The organism is Rubrimonas cliftonensis, assembly GCF_900107585.1.
In the GTDB taxonomy this organism is placed as follows: Bacteria; Pseudomonadota; Alphaproteobacteria; order Rhodobacterales; family Rhodobacteraceae; genus Rubrimonas; species Rubrimonas cliftonensis.
This window is the reverse complement of record NZ_FNQM01000002.1, coordinates 317,810-338,568: the sequence shown is the minus strand read 5'-3', so window position 1 is coordinate 338,568 and position 20,759 is coordinate 317,810. Positions and strand designations below refer to the sequence as shown.

Below are 20,759 nucleotides of genomic sequence, written 5' to 3'. Positions count from 1 at the left end.
TCAGCCGCCGCGTGACTGACCGTCTCAGTCAGGGCCGCCGCACGGCGGCCCTGACGTGACTCAGATGAACATGTTCTCGCAGAGGCAGTCGGCCGTCAGCGCGTCGAACTCGACGGCGATGACGAAGGGCTGCACGCCGCTCTCGACCGGGTCCAGCAGCAGGCCCACCATGTCACCCTCTCCAGCAACGAAGCCGTCATTAGCCAGCGCACGCTCCGTCAGTTCGAAGGCGTCGGCGAAGGAGCTGAACTCGGGGTTGGCGTTGAACCCGTTGTTCGCAACGCTGCCGTTCAGCACACTGTCGGGCCCGCCGTCGAGCAGGTTCCAGATGGCGCGCTGGATGTTGCCCTGCGTGAACCCCTCGGCGAGCAGCGCCTCCGCCTCGTTCAGAAGCCAGTTCACGTTGTCGACGTTCTGCGGATTGAACCCCCCGTCGGACGTCGGGAACGGCGTCGTGCCCACGGTCGCCGAGAGATAGCTGTCGGCGTCCAGCAGCGACACGGTGAATTCTGTAACCGTCGGGGCGAAGTCTATCGAGGTGGCCACCGACAGGCAGTACGCCTGATCGATGAGCGGCAGATTGGCCAGAACCTCGCCCAGCTGGCTGTCCGGGAACTCGACCGACGTGATCGCAAGATCGTAGATCGATCCGCCGACGGAAGTGTCCTCGAAGACCAGCGCGTGAACCAGGCCGACCTGGCCAAGGGCGGCTTCGATCGTCTCCAACGTGTTGAAGTCGCCGCACACCGTGACGTTTACGGCGCCCTCGGCGGTCAGCTCGTCGTCCGAGACCGTATAGACGAAGCTGTCGCTGTCCTGCGTGCCGACCGGCAGTTGGTCGAAATCATCCGTCCCCGTCAGGTCATAGACCAGCCGGCCGTTCTCCAGCCGCACCACCGCGCCGCTGTCGAGCGTCACCGAGCCGCCCTCGACGATGGCCTCGCCGTTCACCGCGGTGATCGAGAGGTCGTCGCCGTCCATGTCCTGGTCGCCGTCGAGCACGTCGATCGACAGCAGGGTGTTCGCGCAGAGCTTCGCCATCTCGTCGTCGGCGGTCGGCGGGGTGTTGGGCTGCTCCGCGCCCGCGTCGTTGTCGGGCGTGTCCTCGCCGGTGACGACCTCGATCCCGGTGATCGTCGACAGCGTCGTGTCGCCGATCGCGTCGCTGTCGGTGGCGTCGTCGCCCACGTTCGGCGTCACCAGGACCTTGCCCGCCAGCACGCCGTTGGGGTCGGTGAACTTCACGCCGTAGGAGCCGGGACGCAGGCCGGTGAAGGAGTAGGTCCCGTCAGCGGCGGTCGTCGTGATGATCCCGGTGCCGTTGCCGGCCGCGTCGAGCAGTTCGACCTGAACGCCCGCGACCGCCGGATCAACGGCGTCGCCGTCATCCAGGTCGTTGTCGTTGCTGTCGCAGAAGTAGCGGCCCGAGAGCGAACCGGGCAGATACTCCGCGCCCGCGTCGTTGTCGGGCGTGTCCTCGCCGGTGACGACCTCGATCCCGGTGATCGTCGACAGCGTCGTGTCGCCGATCGCGTCGCTGTCGGTGGCGTCGTCGCCCACGTTCGGCGTCACCAGGACCTTGCCCGCCAGCACGCCGTTGGGGTCGGTGAACTTCACGCCGTAGGAGCCGGGACGCAGGCCGGTGAAGGAGTAGGTCCCGTCAGCGGCGGTCGTCGTGATGATCCCGGTGCCGTTGCCGGCCGCGTCGAGCAGTTCGACCTGAACGCCCGCGACCGCCGGATCAACGGCGTCGCCGTCATCCAGGTCGTTGTCGTTGCTGTCGCAGAAGTAGCGGCCCGAGAGCGAACCGGGCGCGGGCTGCTCATCGCCCTTGAAGCACAGGTCGTCGATTGCGCCCGAGCCGTTCAGCGTGATCACGAGCTTGGAGACGCCCTCGCGGTCCACCGTCACGGTGGCCACGGAGCCGTCGGCGAGCTTCGGCAGCTGGATGACGTCGCCAATCTGAACGCCGTCGGCGTCGTAGGCGATGACCGTGCCGCCTTCCTCGCTGTCGATGAGCTTGAAGCTGGCGACGTCGGAGGGAACGTCGAAATCGAGGTGGAACTGGCCGCCCTGCGCGTTGTCGTCGGGGTCGGAGCTGTCGCCGTCCTCGGAGATGATCAGCACCTTGCGGTCGCCGTTGGCGAGATCGTGGTCGCCGCCGGTGATGTGGTCGGTGTCGAAGATCATCGCGCGGTTCTCGGTCGGCGCGACGCTCTCGAAAGTCAGCTTGTCGATGCGGACGAACTCGTCGCCGTCCCGCTTCGCATAGACGTAGTAGTGCTGCCCCCTGGCGATGTGGACATCCTTGATCGTGAAGTCGCTGAAGCCTGCATGGTCGGAGCCGACGCCGTCGGTGTCGCGGTCGAGCACGATCTTGCGCACGTCGTCGCCGACGACGAGGTAGAGCTCGCTCTGGCCGTCGTTCTCGTCCTGCGCGCGGATGGTGACGTCGTACTCGCCAGTCGGGCCGTCGAAGTTGGCGTAGAGCTTGCCATCGTGGCCGCTCAGCTTCTCGAACTTGCCGCCCGAGGCGTTGGCGCCGTCGGTGCTCCTGAAGCCCCACTCGCCCATGTGCTCGGCTTCGACGACGATCTTGTTGCCGGCGCCGTTGGCGAAGGCGGAGATGGTGACGCCCTCGTACTGCTCGGAGACGATCGTGCCCTTGGTCAGATCGTTGAAATCGACTTTGGTCGCGTCCTCGGGGCAGTCCTCGCAGATCTTCTTGTCGGCCGTCAGCTTGACGTTGTCGATCTTGAAGATCTCGTCGGACCAGCTGCTGTGGTTGAGGAAGCGCAGCTGTATGGAGCCTGCGCCGGCGGGCAGGTTCTCGCTGAGGTAGCTCAGCGTCGTGAAGCTCTCGCCGAAGGTCTGGCCGCTGGCGCTGCCGACGAAAACGCCGCGGTGATGGTCGACAACGAAGCTGTCGAGCGTGACGAAGGCGCCGCCGTCGATGGAGATCTGCACCTCGAAGCGGTCATCCGCCTCGAACGGATGGGTGTTCGGCGTCTTGATGTCAAAGGTGAGCAGGCTGGAGGAATGCCCGTCGAGCTGCACCTTCTCGAAGGTGAGATAGCCGTCGTTGCAGCCGTCCGTGTAGAGTTGACCGTGCCTGACCTGCCAGCCGCCGTCAGACTTGATGAAGGCGCTGTCGTCGGGATCGCTGACGGCGTTGAAGTTCTCGTGGAGCAGCGTCTCGGTCACGACGCAATCATCGACGGGCTGAACGGGCTGGAGGCCTGCGTCGACCTCGCAGATTCGGTCGCCCCAGTTGATCTTGATCGGATCGGTGAGGCCATTGGAGTTCGCGTCGGAATCCGAGCCGTAGTGGCCGACGTCCTTCTTGGCGTACTCGTAGCCGTCGATCTCGGGGAACTGCACCCGGTAGTCGCCCGGCCAGACGCCCGTGAACTCGTACCAGCCGTGCTGGTTCGTGTGGACGGTCGCGACCACTGCGCCATGAGCGTTGACAAGACTGACGGGAACGCCCGCGAAACCGGCCTCCCACACGTTCGTCTCGCTGTTCCACTCAGTGTTGTCGCCATCGCCGTCAACGAACAGACGACCCTTAAGCGACGCCCCGGAATAATATGTCAAGCCCAGCCCCCTCGATATCGCCACAATTCCCGAACGCGGCCATCGCGCCTTGGGCGCAGCGGTCACACAGGAAGCAACATTTCGTGATTTTGCGTAAAATGAGAGCAGACCGCACGCAAGTAGAATCTTAATTCACGATACCAAAATGTTAATTGGCCATTTCGGCGACAACCGAAAGTGAACATATTCCCTTATTCACACACGCTTTAAGCGACTGCGGGGTAGGCGGCGGCATTGACAAGCCCGGCAGATTCGCGCCGATTCGGAGATGCCCCGCCCGCGCCGCAGGCTGCTTCCTGTGGGATCAGCCGCCAGACCACGCCGGAGAGACCATGCGCTTCGCCCACATCACGCCCTACGCCTCGCGGCGCTCGCCAGTGTTCGCGGAGAACGTCGTCGCCGCATCGCAGCCGCTGGCCGCGCAGGCCGGGCTCGCGATGCTGGCGCGCGGCGGCAATGCGGCGGACGCGGCGCTGGCGACGGCCATCGCCCTCACCGTGCTGGAGCCGACCGGCAACGGGATCGGCTCCGACGCCTTCGCGCTGGTGTGGGACGGCGCGGCGCTGCACGGGCTCAACGCCTCCGGCCGCTCGCCGGCGGCGTGGAGCCCCGACCGCTTCGCCGACGGCGCGCCCTTCCGAGGCTGGGAGAGCGTCACGGTTCCCGGCGCGCCCAGCGCCTGGGCCGCGATGTCGGAGAAGTTCGGCCGGCTGCCCTTCGCCGACCTGTTCGCGCCCGCGATCGCCTACGCCGAGCGCGGCTACCTCGTGTCGCCGGCCATCGGCTCGCTGTGGGGGCGCGGCGCCGCGGAGCTGAAGGATCAGCCGGGCTTCGCGGAAGCCTTCATGCCCGGCGGCCGCGCGCCCGCCATCGGCGAGCGCTTCGCCTGCCCCGCCATGGCCGCCACGCTGGCCGAGATCGCCGAGACGCGCGCCGAAAGCTTCTACCGCGGCCCGCTCGCCGCCCGCATCGCCGCCTTCGCCGCCGAGCACGGCGCCGCGATGACCGAGGCCGACCTCGCCGCCCACCGCGCCGACTGGGTTGAGCCCATCTCGGCCGGTTTCGACGACGTCTCGCTCCATGAGATCCCGCCCAACGGGCAGGGGATCGTCGCCTGCATGGCGCTGGGGATGCTGGCGCACACGGGCGTGCGCGACCTCGACCCCGACGAGCCGCGCGCGCTGCACCTGCAGATCGAGGCGATCAAGCTCGCGCTGCGCGACGCCGAGGCCTGGGTGGCCGACCCCGCGCACATGACCGGCGTCACGGCGGAGGACCTGCTCTCGCCCGCCTATCTCGCCGAGCGGGCCGCGCTGATCGACCCCGGGCGCGCGCAGGACTTCGCCTCCGGCGCGCCGAAGCACGGCGGCACGGTCTATCTGTGCGCGGCGGACGCGGAGGGGATGATGGTCTCCTTCATCCAGTCGAACTACGCCGGCTTCGGCTCGGGCGTCGTCGTGCCGGGGACAGGGATCTCGCTGCAGAACCGTGGCGCCGGCTTCACGACGCGCGAGGGCCATCCCAACCGCGTCGGCCCCTCCAAGCGGCCGTTCCACACCATCATTCCCGGCTTTCTCATGAGGGGCGGCGCGCCGCTCGCGGTGTTCGGCGTCATGGGCGGACCGATGCAGGCGCAGGGCCATGTTCAGATGACGCTGCGCATGGAGCTCTGGGGGCAGGACCCGCAGACCGCCGCCGACGCGCCGCGCTGGCGCGCGGTCTCAAACCTCGACGTCGCGGTGGAGGCGGCGACGCCCGAGGCGACGCGCGCCGCCCTCGTCGCCATGGGCCACCGCCTTTCCGTCGAGCAGCCCGACCTCGCCTTCGGTTTCGGCGGCGCGCAGATCATCCGCCGCCTCGACGGCGGCGGCTACGTCGCCGGCTCCGACCCCCGCAAGGACGGCTGCGCGGCGGGCTTCTGACCCGGGAGTATCGCCATGACCGCAAGCACCACCCGCGCCGCCGCGGCGGCCTACGGAGCGCCGCGCTGATGCAGGTCGACCTCGACGCCCTGCCCGCGCAAGACCGCTACAAGCTGCTGGCGGCGGTGGTGATCCCCCGCCCGGTGGCCTGGGTCACGACCGTCTCGCCGGAGGGCGTGGTCAACGCCGCCCCCTACTCCTTCTTCAACGTCTTCGGCGAGACGCCGGCGCTGATCGTGCTCGGCCTCCAGCACAAGCCCGACGGGACGCCGAAGGACACCACGCGCAACATCGAGCGCACCGGCGAGTTCGTCGTGAACCTCGCGACGCCGGCGCTGACCGAGGCGATGGTGGCCACCGCCGCCGCCTATCCGCCCGAGCGCGGCGAGCCCGAGGCGCTGGGGCTGGAGACGGCGCCCAGCGCCAAGGTCGCGCCGCCGCGCCTCGCCGCCGCGCCGGTCTCGCTGGAGTGCCGCCGGATCGTCTCGCTGGCCTTTGGCCCCAACCGCGCGCTGCTGGTGGGCGAGGCCGTCGCGCTGCACGCCCGCGAGGGGCTGGTCGACCCCGAGACGCTGCGCGTCGACTGGGGCGGCGACTACCCGGTGGCCCGCCTGTTCGCGGACCGCTACGGGCGCGTGGAGGAGATCGAGCCGCGCGTCATCCCGGCCCCGAGGCCCTGACCGCGACAGCCCGACGCCGAGCCGTCGGCGCCGGAACCTCTCCGCCCCGGGCTGCGGCGACGCGCCCGGCGACGTCGACAACGCAGGGCGGGCCTGCCAAGGTGAGGCGAGGCCCGCCGTCAGGGCGGCCGGACGCGCCCCCACGCGAAGGATCCCCATGCGCATCAGACTGGGCTGCCGGCTGAGCTACAGCCTCCCCGCGCCGACGCCGATGATCCTGCTGCTCAGCGTGCACTATTCGCGCGCGAGCGACCTTGAGCGGCCCGATCTGCTCGTCACCGACCCGGCGACGCCGATCGAGAGCTACCGCGACGGCTTCGGCAACTGGTGCACCCGGCTCGTCGCCCCGGCGGGGGCCTTCACGGTGTCGACCGAGGGCGTCCTGCGCGACGCGGGCCTGTCCGACCCCGTGGGCCTCGACGCCGTCCAGCACCCCGTCGAGCAGCTTCCCGCCGATGCGCTGGGCTTCCTGCTGCCGAGCCGCTACTGCGAGAGCGACCTGCTGTCGGATTTCGCCTGGAGCACCTTCGGCGCCGCGCCGCTGGGATGGGCGCGGGTGCAGGCGGTGTGCGACTTCGTCCACGGCCATGTCCGCTTCGGCTACGAGCACTCGCGGCCCACGCGCACCGCGGCGGAGACGCTGCGCGAGGGCGTGGGGGTCTGCCGCGACTTCACGCATCTCGCCGTGGCGCTCTGCCGCGCGCTGAACATCCCCGCGCGCTACTGCACCGGCTATGTCAGCGACATCGGCCAGCAGCCGCCCTTCGGGCCGATGGACTTCGCGGCGTGGATGGACGTCTATCTCGGCGGGCGCTGGTGGACCTTCGACCCGCGCAACAACGACCTGCGCTACGGCCGCGTGCTGATCGCGCGCGGGCGCGACGCGGCGGACGTGCCGCTGACGCACAGCTTCGGCCGCCATGAGCTGACCGGCTTCCAGGTGTGGATCGACGAGCTGCGGGGCTGAGGCGGGCCGCGCGGCTCAGATGTCGAGCCTGCCCTGGGTGTCGCGCGTCTCCCGCGCGGCCCTGCGATGGGTGTCGCTGCGCGCCATGGGGATGCGGTAGGGCGGCGCCGGGCTGGTCAGCAGCTGCTCGACGGTGACGATCTGCACGCGGGGGACCGGCCCCCAGTCCGTCTCCCAGAACCCCGCCGCGGCGGCGGTGGCGAGCATCGGCTTCGACGGCTCGTTGAGGGTGACGAACAGGCCCATGGGCGCCTTCATCCGGTCCATGGCGCCGATCAGCGACCGGATCTGCTCGTCCTTCACGCCGCCGCCCTTGACCTCGTCGAAGGCCTCCTCCGCCGTCAGGCCTCATGCCCAGCTGTCGCCGAACGCCTCGATCTGCGCGCCCGACTGCACGCCGTCCGGCGCCTTGAACAGCACGTTCTAGCTGGCGTTGGAGTTGAAGGGCGGATCGAGATAGAATGGGTCGATGCTCTCGTCGGCCACGCTCTCGCGCAGCACGCGCAGATGGTTCAACGCGGCGCCTCCGAAACCCCGCGCCACCCGTCGCGCCGCCCGTCAAGCGCCGCGCCCGCCTGTCGCGCGCGAGCCCGCGCCGCTCAGCTTCGCGCCGTGAAGACGGCCAGCGCCATCCGCTCGAAATCCTGCTCGCTGAAGGGCTTGGCGAGGAACGAGCACGCCCGCAGCTCGGTCGGGATCGTGGCCCTGGGAACGCCCGTGACGAACAGCACCGGCAGGTCGAGCGCGCAGAGCAGCCGCGCCACCTCGGCGCCGGACGCCTCCGATCCGAGGTCATAGTCGATGACCGCCCCCGCCGCGTCGAGCCGCCGCGCCTCCTCCAGCGCGCTCGCCGCCGTCGCGAACGGCCCGACCGGCTCGAAACCCGCTTCGCGAAGCAGCTGGCAGACATGTTCCGCCAGCAGCGCATCGTCCTCGACAACCATGATCTTCATGGCAGGGAAAGGCCCGCAGGGCGCAAAAGGTTCCGAAAGCGCACCCGCCGCCCGGCGATCCGCGGCGCCGGCGAGGCGCGGCTAGTCGAAGGCGGCGATGAGGCTGGTCGGATCGATCGGCTTGGTCAGCACGCGATAGGCGTGGTCCTCCCCGATCCGCCTCATGACCCCGGGCTCGCTCGACGCGGTGATGAAGATGATCCGGCCGTCCGGCTTCAGGCGCAGATAGTCGATCGAGACGTCCACGCCGTCCCGCGCGCCGCCGAGGCGCAGCTCGATCAGCACCCAGTCCGGCCGCTGGCGCTCAAGCATCGCGGAGGCCTCGTCGGCCGTATGGGCGACGCCGACGACCTCCGCGCCGAGATCGAGCTCGACGATCTCCCGCAGGAAATAGGCCAGCAGAACATCATTCTCGACAATGGCAACCCTGCGTTTCTCACTCACGGCGCGCACTCCCGAACCCGGGCCCAACTCAAGCATGAAACGCTGCGCGGAGCGACGACGAATGTCGGCGCGGTTCGGGCGGACCGGCTGGCGCCGTGGCGACGCCGGGCGGCGGCGGATCGCGCCGCGGCGGCCTCTCGCGCAACGCCGCGGGGCCGGCTAGGCTGCGTCGTCCGCACCTCGCCCGGAGAGCCGCGCCCCATGCCCCTGATCGATCGCCACACCAGCGGCGTCTACGTCATCGCCGCCACGCCCTTCGCCGATGACGGCGCGCTCGACCTCGCCTCCATCGACAGCCTGGTGGACTACTACGCCGCGCGCGGCGTCGACGGCATGACGGTGCTCGGCGTGATGGGCGAGGCCCCGAAGCTCGCCCCCGACGAGGCGCGCGCCGCGCTCGGGCGCTTCATCGGGCGCGCCGGTTCGCTGCCGGTGATCGCGGGCGTCTCGGCGGCGGGCATGGGTGCGCTGGCCGGTCTCTCGCAATTCGCGATGGACAAGGGCGCGGCCGGCGTGATGGTCGCGCCGCCGCCCTCGCTCTCCACCGAGGACACCGTCGCGGGCTACTACGCCGCCGTCTGCAAGGCGCTCGGCCCCGACATCCCGGTGTGCTTCCAGGACTACCCGCAGCTGACCGGCGTGAAGGTCTCCCCCGCGACGATCCTGAAGCTGACGCGCGACCACCCGCAGATCGTCATGCTGAAGCACGAGGACTGCCCGGGCCTCAACAAGCTGTCGGCGGTGCGGGCGGCCGAGGCGCAGGGCTCGCCGCGCATGAGCATCCTGTGCGGCAATGGCGGGCTCTATCTGGCGCAGGAGATGCAGCGCGGCGCGGACGGCGCGATGACCGGCTTCGCCTATCCCGAGATGCTGGTCGGCGTCGTCCACCGCCACCTCAAGGGCGACGTCGACGGCGCCGAGGACCTGTTCGACGCCTGGCTGCCGCTCATCCGCCACGAGCAGCAGCCGGGGCTTGGGCTGGCCATCCGCAAGGAGGTGCTGCGCCGCCGCGGCGCCATCGCCTCCAGCGCCGTGCGCGCGCCGGGGCCGAAGCTGACCGCCGCCGACCTCGCGGAGCTCGACCGCCTGATCGCCCGCACCGAGGCGCGGGTCGCGGCGCTCGGGGAAAGGCTGGCGGCGTGAGCGGCGCGCTGGACCTCGCCATCCGCGGCGGAACCGTCGTCACCGCGTCGGACGTGTTCCGCGCCGATGTCGGCGTGCGGGAGGGGCGCATCGTCGCGCTGGCCGAAGACCTGCGCGCCGACGACGAGATCGACGCGAGCGGCCTTCTGGTCATGCCCGGCGGCGTCGAGGCGCACTGCCACATCGCGCAGGAGAGCGCGTCGGGCGTGATGACCGCCGACGACTATTTCACCGGCTCGGTCTCGGCGGCCTTCGGCGGCAATTCCTGCATCGTGCCCTTCGCGGCCCAGCATCGCGGCATGGGCGTGATCGAGACGCTCGACCTCTATGACGGCCGCGCCGCGCCCAACTCGGTGCTGGACTACGGCTATCACCTGATCGTCGCGGACCCGACCGAGAAGGTTCTCGCCGAGGAGCTTCCCGCCGCCTTCGCCCGCGGCGTGACCAGCTTCAAGGTGTTCGTCACCTACGAGCTGATGAAGATCGAGGACCGGCAGTTCCTCGACATCCTCACCGTGGCCAAGACCCACGGCGCCGTCACCATGGTCCACGCCGAGAACAATGCGATGATCGGCTGGATGAGCGAGCGCCTGCTCGCCGCCGGCCATGCCGCGCCGCGCTACCACGCCCCCTCGCATCCCGAGTTGGCGGAGGTCGAGGCGATCCACCGCGCGATCTGCCTCGCCCGGCTGGTGGATACGCCGCTGGTGATCGTCCACGTCTCCACCGAGGGCGGCGCGAAGCTGGTGCGCGAGGCCCGCGCCGAGGGCGCCAGGATCTTCGGGGAGACCTGCCCGCAATACTTCTTTCTCACGCGCGACGACCTCGACCGCCCCGGCATGGAGGGCGCGAAGTTCATGTGCTCGCCGCCGGTGCGCGACGTCGCCACGCAGGAGATCCTGTGGCGCCACCTGCAGACGGGAACCTTCACGCTCTGGTCCTCCGACCACGCGCCCTATCGCTTCGACGCCTCCGGCAAGCTCGCGAAGGGGCCGGACGCCAGCTTCAAGCAGATCGCCAACGGCATGCCGGGCATCGCGCTCCGCCTGCCGCTGCTGTTCTCCGAGGGCGTGAACAAGGGCCGCATCACCCTGCCCCAGTTCGCCGCGCTGTCGGCGACCAACGCGGCGAAGCTCTACGGGCTCACGGACAAGGGCTCGATCCGCATCGGCGGCGACGCCGACATCGCGCTGTGGGACGCCGGGCTGAAGCGCACCGTCACCGCCGCCGACCAGCATGACGCGATGGACTACACGCCCTTCGAGGGCATGGCGCTGACCGGCTGGCCCGTGACGCTGCTCTCGCGGGGCCGCCGCATCGTGGAAGGCGGCGCGCTCGTCGCCGAGCGCGGCTCGGGCCGCTACGTCGCGCGCGCCCGCGCCGACATGACCGGCATTCCTGGAACCCGTCCGCCGGAGATGGACCCGGCGCGAAACTTCGGCGCGGAGATCATGCCATGAGCGGCCCCGCCCCCCGCCCCATCGTCGTCGTCAACCCGAACTCCAACACGGCCGTCACCGCCGGCATCGACGCCGCACTGGCGGTTTTCCGGTTCCCCGGCGGCCCCGCGATCGAGTGCCTGACGCTCGCCGAGGGGCCGTTCGGCGTCGAGAGCCAGCGCGACGCCGAGGCGGTGGTGCTGCCGCTCGGCCGCCTCGTCGAGCGCCGCCCCGACGCCGGCGCCTTCGTCATCGCGTGCTACTCCGACCCCGGGCTCGACCTCTGCCGCACGCTCACGCCCGCGCCGGTCTTCGGCATCCAGGAGGCCGGCGTGCTGAGCGCCATGGCGCGCGCCGACCGGTTCGGCGTCGTCGCGATCAGCGAGGCCTCCATCGGCCGGCACCTGCGCTCGATGCGCCGGATGGGCGTGCTCGAGCGGCTGGCCGGCGAGCGGGCGCTCGGGGTCAGCGTCGCCGACAGCGGCGGCGACGCCGCCTTCGCGGCGCTGGAGCGGGTCGGCCGCGCGCTGGTCGGCGACGGCGCGGGCGCGATCATCCTCGGCTGCGCCGGCATGGCGCCCCAGCGCGCGCGGCTGGCCGACGCGCTCGGCGCGCCCGTGATCGACCCGACGCAGGCCGCCGTCGCGATGGCGCTCGGCGCCGTGCTCGCCTGAGCCCCGTTGCGCTGCAGGTCTCGCGCAGGTCGCGCAACCGATCCGCGCCGACGCGCGTTTCGGCCGCGCGTCCCGGCGGCGCCGCGCTCCGGCCTCGACGGCGCCATCTCCTCGCCCAAGCGCAATGGAAGCATGAGCCCATGACCCCTTCGCACGTCCTTGCCGCCGGCCTCGCCGCCACGCTCTCGGCGCTGCCCGCCGCCGCCTTCACCGTGGTCGTCGGGGCTGACGGCCCCTCGCCCGCAGCCGACTTCCTCGACTTCGCCTCGACGACCTTCTCGGAGGTCTCGGGCGGGTCGATCACGGTCATCGAGCGCAGCCCCGGCGCCGCGATCCTCGCCGTGCAGAACTGCGAGGCGGACGCGGCCCTGCTGCCCTCCGAGGCGCTCGCGGACGGGCTGGTGGCGGAAGGCGACGGGACCGCGCGCATCCCCGTGTTCCGCACCGATCACGTCATCGTGGGTCCGAAGGCCGACCCGGCCGGCGTGGCCAACGCCTCGACGCCGGCGCGCGCCTATGAGGCCATCGCCGCGCGCGACGCGCCGGTGTTCACCTTCGCCCAGACGCAAGCCCTCGAAATGCAGATCTGGCGCGAAGCGGCCATCGACCCGCGACCGGGCCGGGGCGACTGGTGGCGCGAGGCCGCCGACCCCGACGCCGCGATCGCCGCGGCCGCCTCGGCGGGCGGCTACGCCCTCGTGGAGCGCGGCGTCTTCGCCGCGAGCCCGGCGCGCGAGGGCCTCGCGATCCTGAACGAAGGTCATCCGATGCTCGCCGTCACCCACCAGCTGGCGCCGGTGGCGCCACGCCGCTGCCCGGCGGCGGACACCGCCACGGCGCAGAAGCTGGCCGAGTGGCTGCGCAGCGTCGACGGCGCCGTTGCGATGGCCGCCTGGACCATCGGCGGCGAGGCGCCCGTCGCCCCGGTCGAGCCCGCCGCAAACTGACCCGCCCGGGCCACGACGCCGCTTGCTCCTTCGCGCCTGCGGCGCCACCCTACGCGACCATGGAGAACGCTCCTCACATCATCTGTTTCGGCGCGGCCCACTGGGACGTGATCGCCCGCGCCCGCCCCGGCGCGCGCGGCGCGGCGCCCCGCGGCCCCGACGCGCCGGGCGTCGTGACCGTTCGCCCCGGCGGCGTGGCGCTGAACGTGGCCTGCGCGCTGGCCGCCGCGGGCTTCGCGGTCTCTCTCGTCTCCGCCGTGGGCGACGACGACGACGGCGACGCGCTGCTCGCCCGGATCGAGGCGGCGGGCGTGAACGCTGGCGGCGTCATCCGCTACGCCGGGGCCGGGACCGGGCGCTATGTCGCCATCGAGCGGGCGGACGGCGAACTGGTCGCCGCCGTCGCCGACGCCGCGGCGCTGGAGGCGATGACGCCGGCGCATCTGCCGCTCGACCGGCTCGCCCCCGCCGCGCTCTGGCTGACGGACGCCAACCCTTCGGCCGCCGTGATCCGCGCGCTGGCGATGGCGCCGGGCCGGCCGCCGCTGGCCGCCGACGCAACCTCCGAGGCCAAGGCGGTGAAGCTGCGCCCCGTCCTCGCGGAACTCGCCGCCATCTACTGCAACCGCGCCGAGGCTGAGGCGATCTGCGCCACCGGGCTAAACGCCGCGCGCGCCGCCGCCGAGGCGCTGTGCGCGCGGGGCGCGGCCCGCGCCGTCGTGACCAACGGCGTGCAGCCAGCCGCGGACGCCGGCCGGCGCGGCGTGGTCACGGCCCGGCCCGACCCGTCTCCGGTGCGGTCCGTCACCGGGGCCGGCGACGCTCTCGTTGCGGCCCATGCCGGCGCGGCGCTCCGCGGCGCGACGCCGGAGGCCGCGCTCGCCGCAGGGCTTGCGGCCGCCGGCGCCCACGCGCGCGCCGCATGAGCGCGCCCGCCGCGCCGCTGGGCTGGGGGGAGGAAGCCGCGGCCGCGCGCGCCGCGGGCGCGCCCCTCGTCGCGCTGGAGAGCACCATCATCACCCACGGGCTGCCCTGGCCGCGGAACCTCGAGACGGCGCGGGCCGTGGAGCAGGCGGTGCGCGACGCCGGCGCCGCGCCGGCCACCATCGCCGTTCTGGCGGGTCGCATCCGCATCGGGCTGGGCTCCGCGGAGCTTGAGGCGCTGGCGCGCGCGGACGGCGCCGAAAAACTCTCGCGCGCCGATCTCGCCGTTCGGCTGGCGCAGGGCCGCGACGGCTCCACCACCGTCGCCGCGACGATGATCTGCGCCCGCCTCGCGGGGATCGACGTCTTCGCCACGGGCGGGGTCGGCGGCGTCCACCGCGGCGCCGAGACGAGCTTCGACGTCTCCGCCGACCTCGAGGAGCTGGCGCGCACGCCGGTCACGGTGGTCTGCGCCGGCGCGAAGGCCATCCTCGACCTGCCCAAGACGCTGGAGGCGCTGGAGACGCGCGGCGTGCCGGTGATCGGCTACCGCACCGACGCCTTCCCCGCCTTCTGGTCGCGCGAGAGCGGCCTGCCAGCGCCGCTCAGGCTCGACGGGGCCGCCGAGATCGCCCGCGCGCACCGGATGCGCGCCGCGCTCGGCCTCGACGGCGGCCAGCTCGTGGCCAACCCGATCCCGCCCGGCGACGAGATCCCGCGCGCCGAGCTGGAGCCGCTGATCGCGGCCGCCGTCGCCGCGGCCGCCGCGCAGGGCGTCGCCGGCAAGGCCGTCACGCCCTTCCTGCTGGCGCACATGCTGGAGGCGACCGCCGGCCGCAGCCTGAAGGCCAATGTCGCGCTGATCCTGAACAACGCGCGGCTCGCGGCCGAGATCGCCGTCGCGCTCGCGGGAGAGACCGCATGACCGACGAAGCCGTCGCCGCGCTCATCGCGCTCCATGCCTGCGCGCCGCGGGAGGGGCCGGGGGACGTCGCGACGCTGGAGCGGATGATCGCCGCGCTGGGCTTCGCGCCTTACGCCGGGCCGACGCGCGCGGCCGATCTCGGCTGCGGCTCGGGCGCGACGGCGCTCCACCTCGCCGAAGCCTACGGAGCCGACGTTCTCGCGGTCGATTTCGCGGAACCCTTCGTCGCGCGCCTCGCCGAAAGGTTGGCGGAGGCGCCGCCCGCGCGCGGCGCGGTCTCGCCGCACCGGGGCGACATGCTGGCGCCGCCGGTCGCGCCCGGCGCGCTCGACCTGATCGTGAGCGAGGGCGCCGCCTACAATGTCGGCTTCGCCACCGCGATGAAGGCGTGGAGACCGCTGGTCAGGGCCGGCGGTGGCCTCGTCGTCTCGGAGTGCGTGTGGTTCGGGGCGCGGCGCCCGCCGGAGGCCGCCGCGTTCTGGGCGGAGGCCTATCCGGAGATGGGGTCCATCTCCGACGCCGTCGCCAAGGCCGAGGCAGGCGGCTGGCGCCTCAAGGCCGCCGAGCGGCTCGCGCCGGAGGTTTGGTGGACGAGCTACTACGACCCGCTCGCCGCCCGCTGCGACGCGCTCGAGCCCGGCGCCGACGGGGTGCTCAAAGCCGTGATCGCTGAGACGCGGGCGGAGATGGCGCTCTTTCGCGCCACCTCCGCCGATTGGGGCTACGTCTATCTTGCGCTGGACGCGGACTGACCGCGCCTCAGCCCGCCAGCCCGCCGATCAGCGCGTACTTGCGCACCATGTAGTCGTCGAGCCCGTACTTCGAGCCCTCAGAGCCCATGCCGCTGTCCTTCACGCCGCCGAAGGGCGCGACCTCGGTGGAGATGATGCCGGAGTTCACCCCGACGATGCCGTATTCCAGCGCCTCCATCACGCGGAAGGCGCGGCCGAGATCGCGGGTGTAGAAGTAGCTCGCCAGCCCGAAGGGCGTGTCGTTGGCCATCGCGATGGCCTCGGCTTCCGTCGAGAAGCGGAACACCGGGGCCACGGGGCCGAAGGTCTCCTCGGCGAAGACCTTCATGCCGGGCCTGGCGCCGGTCACGACGGTCGGCCTGTAGAACGTGCCGCCTGCCGCCTCGCCGCCTGTCAGCACCGTCGCGCCGCCCGCGACCATGTCGGAGACGTGCTCCTGCACCTTCTCGACCGCCGCCCGGTCGATCAGCGGGCCCTGCGTCACGCCCTCGTCGTAGCCGCGGCCGACCTTGAGCTTCTCGACTGCCGCGACCAGCTTCTCCACGAAGGCGTCATGGACGCCCGCCTGCACGAACAGGCGGTTGGCGCAGACGCAGGTCTGCCCGGCGTTGCGGAACTTCGACGCGATGGCGCCATCCACCGCCGCGTCGAGATCGGCGTCGTCGAACACGATGAAGGGCGCGTTGCCGCCAAGCTCCATCGACACCTTCTTCATGTGCCTGAGCGCGTTGGAGGCGAGCTCCTTGCCCACCTCGGTCGAGCCGGTGAAGGTGATCTTGCGCACCAGCGGGTTCTCGCAAAGCTCCGCCGCGATCTCGCGCGCCGAGCCCGTCACCACGCTGAAAGTTCCCGCCGGGAAGCCGGCCTCCTCGACCAGCTTCGCCATGGCGATGGCGGAATAGGGCGTGGCGGAGGCCGGCTTGCAGACCATCGTGCAGCCCGCGCCCAGCGCCGCGCCGAGCTTGCGGGCGATCATGGCGTTGGGGAAGTTCCATGGGGTGATGGCGCCGACCACGCCGACCGGGGCGTGCGTGACCATGATGCGCTTGTCGGCCCAGGGCGAGGGGATCATGTCGCCATAGACGCGCCGCGCCTCCTCGGCGAACCACTTCACGAAGGCCGCGCCATAGGCGATCTCGCCCTTCGCCTCCGCCAGCGGCTTGCCCATCTCGCGGCACAGCAGCTCGCCGAGCGCGGCCTGGTTCTCGATCATCAGGCCGTGGAGCTTCATCATCAGCGCGCCGCGCTCGGCCGCCGGCATCGCCGAATAGGTCCGGAACGCCTGCTGAGCCCTGTCGACGGCGCGCGCGGTCTCGGCGCGGCCCATCTTCGGCGCCGTTCCCAGCCTGTCTCCGGTCGAGGGGTCGTTGACGTCGAGCGTCGAGCCGTCGTCCGCGCCGCTCCACGCGTCGCCGACGAGGCACTGCTCGATCATGAAATCCCGCCAGCCGCGCGGGTTCTCGCGAGTCCATGTCATGTCCTGCGCCGCCATGCTCGGCTCCTCCTTCGGGTCTGTCGGCTTGAAACGCAGGGTTCGCAGGAATCGATCCCGAGGTCCAGCGGAGGCCGCCGCCGCCCCCCCCCGCACAGCCGCGCGACGCCGACGCGCGATCCCGGCGTCAGGCCGCGGACCGGCCGCCTTCGGGGCGCGCGGCGGCGCCGCCGCTCACTCGAAGAAGCGGTGTTCGCCGATCACCGCGGTCTGGCGCAGGTCGCGCGTCCAGCCCGGCCGCCCCATGCGTTTGGGCAGGAAATAGAGCGCGCCGTCCGTGGGGTCCGCAATCTGCCCGGCCATGACCCGCGCCGCCGCCCGCGCCGAGAGTTCGAAGGCCTGCATGTTCCGCGGCGCGTCGCTGCGCCCGTCGCACCACCACGAGAACTGGCATGAGCCCCCGGCGCTCTGGGTGACGACCCCGCAGACGTCGTCGGGGAAACGCGGGTCGCGCATCCGGTTCAGCGTGACATGGGCGACCGCCCGCCGCCCGATCGCGCCTTCGCTGCGCGCCTCATGATAGACGTTGAGCGCAAGGCAGCCCAGCGCCTCCGCGGCGCTGTCGGGCAGCCCGGCCTGCTGGCCGGCCATCGCCACGGCCATCGCCGCCGCCTTTGCGAGCGCGATCATGACGCCGCCGCCGCAGACTCGTCGGGCTGCGCGCCGCCGATGCGCTCGGTGATGCGCGCCGCGGCCCGCCGGACCATCGGGCCGACCTCCGCCACCCTGTCATGGGGCAGCCGCACGCAGGGCCCCGAGATCGAGACGCCCGCCACCGCCTCGCCATGGGCGTTGCGGATCGCCGCCGCCACGCAGCGCATCCCCAGATTGCGCTCCTCGTCGTCGAGCGACCAGCCGCGGCCGCGGATGCGCTCAAGATCGGCGAACAGCGCCGCCGGCGAGGCGAGCGTGTTCGGCGTGAACTCCGGCAGCCCGACCTTCTGCAGCCGACGCTCCACCTCCGCCCTGCCCATCGCCGCCAGCAGCGCCTTGCCGATGCCCGAGGCGTGCATGTGCGCCCGAGCACCGGGGCCGAAGAAGGCCCGGATCGGGTGGCTCGTCTCGACCTGGCTGACGAACACGACCTCGCCGCCATCGGGCACCGCGACGTTCGCCGTCTCCCCGGTAAGCTCGACCAGTTCGCGCATCACGTCGCGCGCGGCGTCCACCACGCGGGTCTGGCGCAGGAAGGAGCTGCCGGTGCGGAACGCCTCGACCCCGATGGTCCACAGGTTCGTCGCCTCGTCGAAGGCGACGTAGCGGCTCGCCTCCATCGTCGTCAGCAGGCGGTGCGCGGTGGAGGGCGGCGTTCCCGTCCGCAGCGCGAGATCCGACAGCGTCGCGCTGTCCTGCCGCGCCAGCGCGGTCAGCAGGCCGAGCGCGCGCTCCAGCGACTGCACGGCGCCGCCGCGGTCGGCATCCGCGCCGCGGGGCCGCCCCCTTGGCCTCTTGACCGTCATGTTCATCGCGTGCTCCCCGGAGCGAGTGCCGAACTCCTGACGCGGACCGTCCGCGCACGCAACGCAAAAAATTCTTCCGCAATGCACCCAAGCTTGCGCTGAAAAAATAAAACCCATTCCACAACAGATACTTGGTGTTATTTTCTGCTTTATGGAAAATAATCTCAGAAAAATTGCGCTCCGCCGCGATTCGCGTCATTGATCGCGCCACACGAGAAACGGGCCTCACGCCACGGGAGAACGCGCCATGCAGGGTCAGAATCCGGTCTTCATTCCCGGCCCCACCAACATCCCCGATCGTCTCCGCCATGCGATGAACATGCAGACGCTCGACCACCGCGCCCCCGACTTCGTGGACCTGCTGACGCCGGTGCGCGCAGGGCTGAAGAAGGTGCTCAAGACCGAGACGGCCGAGGTCGTGACCTTCCCCGGCAGCGGCACCGGCGGCTGGGAGGCTGCAGTCAGCAACACGCTCTCGCCGGGCGACACCGTGCTCGCGGCGCGCTACGGCATGTTCTCGCACCGCTGGATCGAGCTCTGCCAGCGCCTCGGCCTCACGGTGCAGGTGATCGAGACCCCCTGGGGCGAGGGCGCGCCGGCCGACCGCATCGAGGAGGCGCTGGCCGCCGACAAGGGCCACGCGATCAAGGCCGTGCTCGCCACCCACAACGAGACCGCGACCGGCGTGCGCAGCGACATCGCCGCGGTGCGCCGCGCGATGGACGCGGCGGGCCACCCCGCGATGCTCTACGTCGACGGCGTCAGCTCCATCGCGTCCATGGACTTCCGCATGGACGAGTGGGGCGTGGACCTCGCGGTGACCGGCTCGCAGAAGGGCTTCATGCTCTACACCGGCATGGCCATCGTCGGCGTCAGCCGCAAGGCGCTGCAGGCGATGGAGACGGCCGCCTGCCCGCGCGCCTATTTCGACTTCCGCGACATGATCGGGGCCAACGCCAAGGGCGGCTACCCCTACACGCCGCCGCTCCAGCTGCTGTTCGGCCTTGGCGAAAGCCTGAAGATGCTGCTGGACGAGGAGGGCCTCGACGCCGTCTTCGCCCGTCACCACCGCATGGCCGAGGGCGTGCGCCGCGCCGTCGCCGCCTGGGGCATGAAGCTTTGCGCCAACCGCCCCGAGCTCTGCTCCGACACGGTGAGCGCGATCTACGTCCCCGAGGGTTTCAAGAGCGACGCGCTGGTGAACCACGCCTTCAGGACCTACGGCATGTCCTTCGGCGTGGGCCTCGGCGAGATGGCCGGCCGCGCCTTCCGCATCGGCCATCTCGGCTCGCTGACGCCCTCGATGGCGCTTTCGGGCATCGCCACCGTTGAAATGGCAATGGCCGATCTCAACTACCCGATAACGCTTGGCGCGGGCGTGGCCGCGGCGCAGGACTACTACCGCACCACCGCCGGCGTCCCCCAGCAGAAGGCGGCCTGACCGATGCGCGGAGAAGACGATCTCGACCTTCCGACCTATGCGGACGTCGCGGCGGCGCATGACCGCATCAGGCCCTACATCCACGACACGCCGATCCTGACCTCGCAGACCTTCAACGCGATGACCGGGGCGGAGCTGTTCTTCAAGTGCGAGAACTTCCAGAAGGCCGGCGCGTTCAAGGCGCGCGGCGCCTCCAACGCGGTGTTCTCGCTGTCGGACGAACAGGCGTCGAAGGGCGTCGCGACGCATTCCTCGGGCAACCACGGCCTTTCGCTCTCCTACGCCGCCGGCCGGCGGGGCATCCCCTGCAAGGTCGTCGTGCCCCGCACCGCGCCCGAGGCGAAGAAGGCCGCCATGCGCGGCTACGGCGCCGAGGTGATCGAGTGCGAGCCCTCCACCACGTCGCGAGAGGCGGTGTTCAAGGAGGTCGTCGAGTCCACCGGCGCCGAGTTCGTCCACCCCTACAACGACCCCCGCGTGATCGCGGGCCAGGGCACCTGCGCCAAGGAGATGTTCGAAGAGCTCGGGCCCCTCGACGCCCTGATCGCGCCCATCGGCGGCGGCGGCATGGTCTCCGGCTCCTGCCTCACGCTCTCGCACCTGGCGCCGAGCACGAAGATCTACGCCGCCGAGCCGGAGCAGGCCGACGACGCCTACCAGAGCTTCAGGACCGGCCAGATCGTCGCCTACGATGCGCCTACCACCATCGCCGACGGCCTGAAGGTGCCGCTCAAGGAGCGCACCTGGCATTTCGTGCGCAGCTATGTGACGGACGTGCTTCTGGCGAGCGAGCAGGAGATCATCGACGCGATGTATCTCACCTGGCAGCGCATGAAGATCGTGATGGAGCCGTCCTGCGCCGTGCCGCTCGCGGCGATCCTGCGAAACCGCGCGGTGTTCGAGGGCAAGCGCGTCGGCGTGGTGATAACCGGCGGCAACGTCGATCTCGACAAACTGCCCTGGATGAAGAGCTGAACCTGATCGAAGTCCGACGGGAGG

At 71.3% G+C, this 20,759-nt stretch carries 19 protein-coding genes; 12 read left to right on the top strand and 7 right to left on the bottom strand.

Annotated features, from left to right (window positions below; genetic code table 11):
- Nucleotides 1-60: 60 nt before the first annotated feature.
- Entirely contained in the window at nt 61-3,597 is a 3,537-nt protein-coding gene (locus BLW43_RS04265; RefSeq protein WP_139283983.1) for an SdrD B-like domain-containing protein, read from the bottom strand.
- Nucleotides 3,598-3,929: 332 nt separating this feature from the next.
- On the opposite strand from BLW43_RS04265, the gene BLW43_RS04260 reads away from it, so the two are divergent.
- From BLW43_RS04260 to BLW43_RS04250, 3 genes are all read left to right on the top strand, one after another.
- Nucleotides 3,930-5,519 (top strand): gamma-glutamyltransferase family protein, encoded by a 1,590-nt coding sequence (locus BLW43_RS04260; protein WP_093248801.1) that lies wholly within the window; start codon nt 3,930-3,932, stop codon nt 5,517-5,519.
- Nucleotides 5,520-5,587: 68 nt separating this feature from the next.
- Complete coding sequence (locus BLW43_RS04255; protein WP_093248800.1) at nt 5,588-6,199, top strand: flavin reductase family protein; 612 nt, start codon at nt 5,588-5,590, stop codon at nt 6,197-6,199.
- Between the two features lie 157 nt (nt 6,200-6,356).
- Complete coding sequence (locus tag BLW43_RS04250) at nt 6,357-7,166, top strand: transglutaminase-like domain-containing protein (protein WP_093248799.1); 810 nt, start codon at nt 6,357-6,359, stop codon at nt 7,164-7,166.
- 15 nt (nt 7,167-7,181) lie between these two features.
- Here the strand turns inward: BLW43_RS04250 and BLW43_RS04245 are convergent, their stop codons facing one another.
- The 3 genes from BLW43_RS04245 to BLW43_RS04235 form a co-directional block, all read right to left on the bottom strand.
- The gene (locus BLW43_RS04245; RefSeq protein ID WP_093248795.1) at nt 7,182-7,469 is read right to left on the bottom strand and encodes a hypothetical protein; all 288 of its coding nucleotides are present in this window, start codon (nt 7,467-7,469) and stop codon (nt 7,182-7,184) included.
- Between the two features lie 296 nt (nt 7,470-7,765).
- Nucleotides 7,766-8,119 carry a response regulator gene (locus BLW43_RS04240; RefSeq protein ID WP_093248794.1) on the bottom strand — a complete coding sequence of 118 codons (354 nt, stop codon included), beginning with the start codon at nt 8,117-8,119 and terminating at the stop codon, nt 7,766-7,768.
- Nucleotides 8,120-8,200: 81 nt separating this feature from the next.
- On the bottom strand, nt 8,201-8,563 hold the full coding sequence (locus BLW43_RS04235) for a response regulator (RefSeq protein ID WP_175478752.1): 363 nt from the start codon (nt 8,561-8,563) through the stop codon (nt 8,201-8,203).
- Between the two features lie 201 nt (nt 8,564-8,764).
- Between BLW43_RS04235 and BLW43_RS04230 the strand changes: the two genes are divergently transcribed.
- From BLW43_RS04230 to BLW43_RS04200, 7 genes are all read left to right on the top strand, one after another.
- The gene (locus BLW43_RS04230; RefSeq protein ID WP_093248790.1) at nt 8,765-9,706 is read left to right on the top strand and encodes a dihydrodipicolinate synthase family protein; all 942 of its coding nucleotides are present in this window, start codon (nt 8,765-8,767) and stop codon (nt 9,704-9,706) included.
- Nucleotides 9,703-11,166 carry a dihydropyrimidinase gene (gene hydA / locus BLW43_RS04225; RefSeq protein ID WP_093248786.1) on the top strand — a complete coding sequence of 488 codons (1,464 nt, stop codon included), beginning with the start codon at nt 9,703-9,705 and terminating at the stop codon, nt 11,164-11,166. Before BLW43_RS04230 ends, hydA begins: the two co-directional genes overlap by 4 nt.
- The gene (locus BLW43_RS04220) at nt 11,163-11,819 is read left to right on the top strand and encodes an aspartate/glutamate racemase family protein (protein ID WP_093248776.1); all 657 of its coding nucleotides are present in this window, start codon (nt 11,163-11,165) and stop codon (nt 11,817-11,819) included. Before hydA ends, BLW43_RS04220 begins: the two co-directional genes overlap by 4 nt.
- A 140-nt stretch (nt 11,820-11,959) precedes the next feature.
- On the top strand, nt 11,960-12,766 hold the full coding sequence (locus BLW43_RS04215; protein WP_093248773.1) for a substrate-binding domain-containing protein: 807 nt from the start codon (nt 11,960-11,962) through the stop codon (nt 12,764-12,766).
- Nucleotides 12,767-12,825: 59 nt separating this feature from the next.
- On the top strand, nt 12,826-13,692 hold the full coding sequence (locus tag BLW43_RS04210) for a PfkB family carbohydrate kinase (RefSeq protein ID WP_093248771.1): 867 nt from the start codon (nt 12,826-12,828) through the stop codon (nt 13,690-13,692).
- Nucleotides 13,689-14,615, top strand: coding sequence for a pseudouridine-5'-phosphate glycosidase (locus tag BLW43_RS04205; RefSeq protein ID WP_093248767.1), 927 nt, complete (start codon nt 13,689-13,691; stop codon nt 14,613-14,615). Before BLW43_RS04210 ends, BLW43_RS04205 begins: the two co-directional genes overlap by 4 nt.
- Nucleotides 14,612-15,367: an SAM-dependent methyltransferase gene (locus BLW43_RS04200; protein ID WP_093248764.1), complete on the top strand. Its 756-nt coding sequence runs from the start codon at nt 14,612-14,614 to the stop codon at nt 15,365-15,367. The genes BLW43_RS04205 and BLW43_RS04200 overlap by 4 nt, the downstream gene beginning before the upstream one ends.
- Before the next feature lie 7 nt (nt 15,368-15,374).
- On the opposite strand, the gene BLW43_RS04195 is transcribed toward BLW43_RS04200, so the two are convergent.
- From BLW43_RS04195 to bhcR, 3 genes are all read right to left on the bottom strand, one after another.
- The gene (locus tag BLW43_RS04195; RefSeq protein ID WP_093249956.1) at nt 15,375-16,844 is read right to left on the bottom strand and encodes an NAD-dependent succinate-semialdehyde dehydrogenase; all 1,470 of its coding nucleotides are present in this window, start codon (nt 16,842-16,844) and stop codon (nt 15,375-15,377) included.
- 189 nt (nt 16,845-17,033) lie between these two features.
- The gene (locus BLW43_RS04190; RefSeq protein ID WP_093248763.1) at nt 17,034-17,489 is read right to left on the bottom strand and encodes a cell wall hydrolase; all 456 of its coding nucleotides are present in this window, start codon (nt 17,487-17,489) and stop codon (nt 17,034-17,036) included.
- On the bottom strand, nt 17,486-18,325 hold the full coding sequence (gene bhcR, locus BLW43_RS04185; protein WP_093248762.1) for an HTH-type transcriptional regulator BhcR: 840 nt from the start codon (nt 18,323-18,325) through the stop codon (nt 17,486-17,488). Before bhcR ends, BLW43_RS04190 begins: the two co-directional genes overlap by 4 nt.
- 241 nt (nt 18,326-18,566) lie before the next feature.
- Here bhcR and bhcA point away from each other — a divergent pair, with 241 nt between their 5' ends.
- Complete coding sequence (gene bhcA, locus BLW43_RS04180; protein WP_093248761.1) at nt 18,567-19,760, top strand: L-aspartate--glyoxylate aminotransferase BhcA; 1,194 nt, start codon at nt 18,567-18,569, stop codon at nt 19,758-19,760.
- A 3-nt stretch (nt 19,761-19,763) separates the two neighbouring features.
- Complete coding sequence (gene bhcB / locus BLW43_RS04175; RefSeq protein WP_093248760.1) at nt 19,764-20,735, top strand: beta-hydroxyaspartate dehydratase BhcB; 972 nt, start codon at nt 19,764-19,766, stop codon at nt 20,733-20,735.
- Nucleotides 20,736-20,759 lie beyond the last annotated feature (24 nt).

Excerpts from the sequence above, each read along its gene's own strand:
- BLW43_RS04260 (WP_093248801.1), top strand. The coding sequence starts at position 3,930 with ATGCGCTTCGCCCACATCACGCCCTACGCCTCGCGGCGCTCGCCAGTG.
- BLW43_RS04255 (WP_093248800.1), top strand. The coding sequence starts at position 5,588 with ATGCAGGTCGACCTCGACGCCCTGCCCGCGCAAGACCGCTACAAGCTG.
- BLW43_RS04250 (WP_093248799.1), top strand. The coding sequence starts at position 6,357 with ATGCGCATCAGACTGGGCTGCCGGCTGAGCTACAGCCTCCCCGCGCCG.
- BLW43_RS04240 (WP_093248794.1), bottom strand. The coding sequence starts at position 8,119 with ATGAAGATCATGGTTGTCGAGGACGATGCGCTGCTGGCGGAACATGTC.
- BLW43_RS04230 (WP_093248790.1), top strand. The coding sequence starts at position 8,765 with ATGCCCCTGATCGATCGCCACACCAGCGGCGTCTACGTCATCGCCGCC.
- BLW43_RS04220 (WP_093248776.1), top strand. The coding sequence starts at position 11,163 with ATGAGCGGCCCCGCCCCCCGCCCCATCGTCGTCGTCAACCCGAACTCC.
- BLW43_RS04215 (WP_093248773.1), top strand. The coding sequence starts at position 11,960 with ATGACCCCTTCGCACGTCCTTGCCGCCGGCCTCGCCGCCACGCTCTCG.
- BLW43_RS04210 (WP_093248771.1), top strand. The coding sequence starts at position 12,826 with ATGGAGAACGCTCCTCACATCATCTGTTTCGGCGCGGCCCACTGGGAC.
- BLW43_RS04205 (WP_093248767.1), top strand. The coding sequence starts at position 13,689 with ATGAGCGCGCCCGCCGCGCCGCTGGGCTGGGGGGAGGAAGCCGCGGCC.
- BLW43_RS04200 (WP_093248764.1), top strand. The coding sequence starts at position 14,612 with ATGACCGACGAAGCCGTCGCCGCGCTCATCGCGCTCCATGCCTGCGCG.
- BLW43_RS04195 (WP_093249956.1), bottom strand. The coding sequence starts at position 16,844 with ATGACATGGACTCGCGAGAACCCGCGCGGCTGGCGGGATTTCATGATC.
- BLW43_RS04190 (WP_093248763.1), bottom strand. The coding sequence starts at position 17,489 with ATGATCGCGCTCGCAAAGGCGGCGGCGATGGCCGTGGCGATGGCCGGC.
- bhcR (WP_093248762.1), bottom strand. The coding sequence starts at position 18,325 with ATGAACATGACGGTCAAGAGGCCAAGGGGGCGGCCCCGCGGCGCGGAT.
- bhcA (WP_093248761.1), top strand. The coding sequence starts at position 18,567 with ATGCAGGGTCAGAATCCGGTCTTCATTCCCGGCCCCACCAACATCCCC.
- bhcB (WP_093248760.1), top strand. The coding sequence starts at position 19,764 with ATGCGCGGAGAAGACGATCTCGACCTTCCGACCTATGCGGACGTCGCG.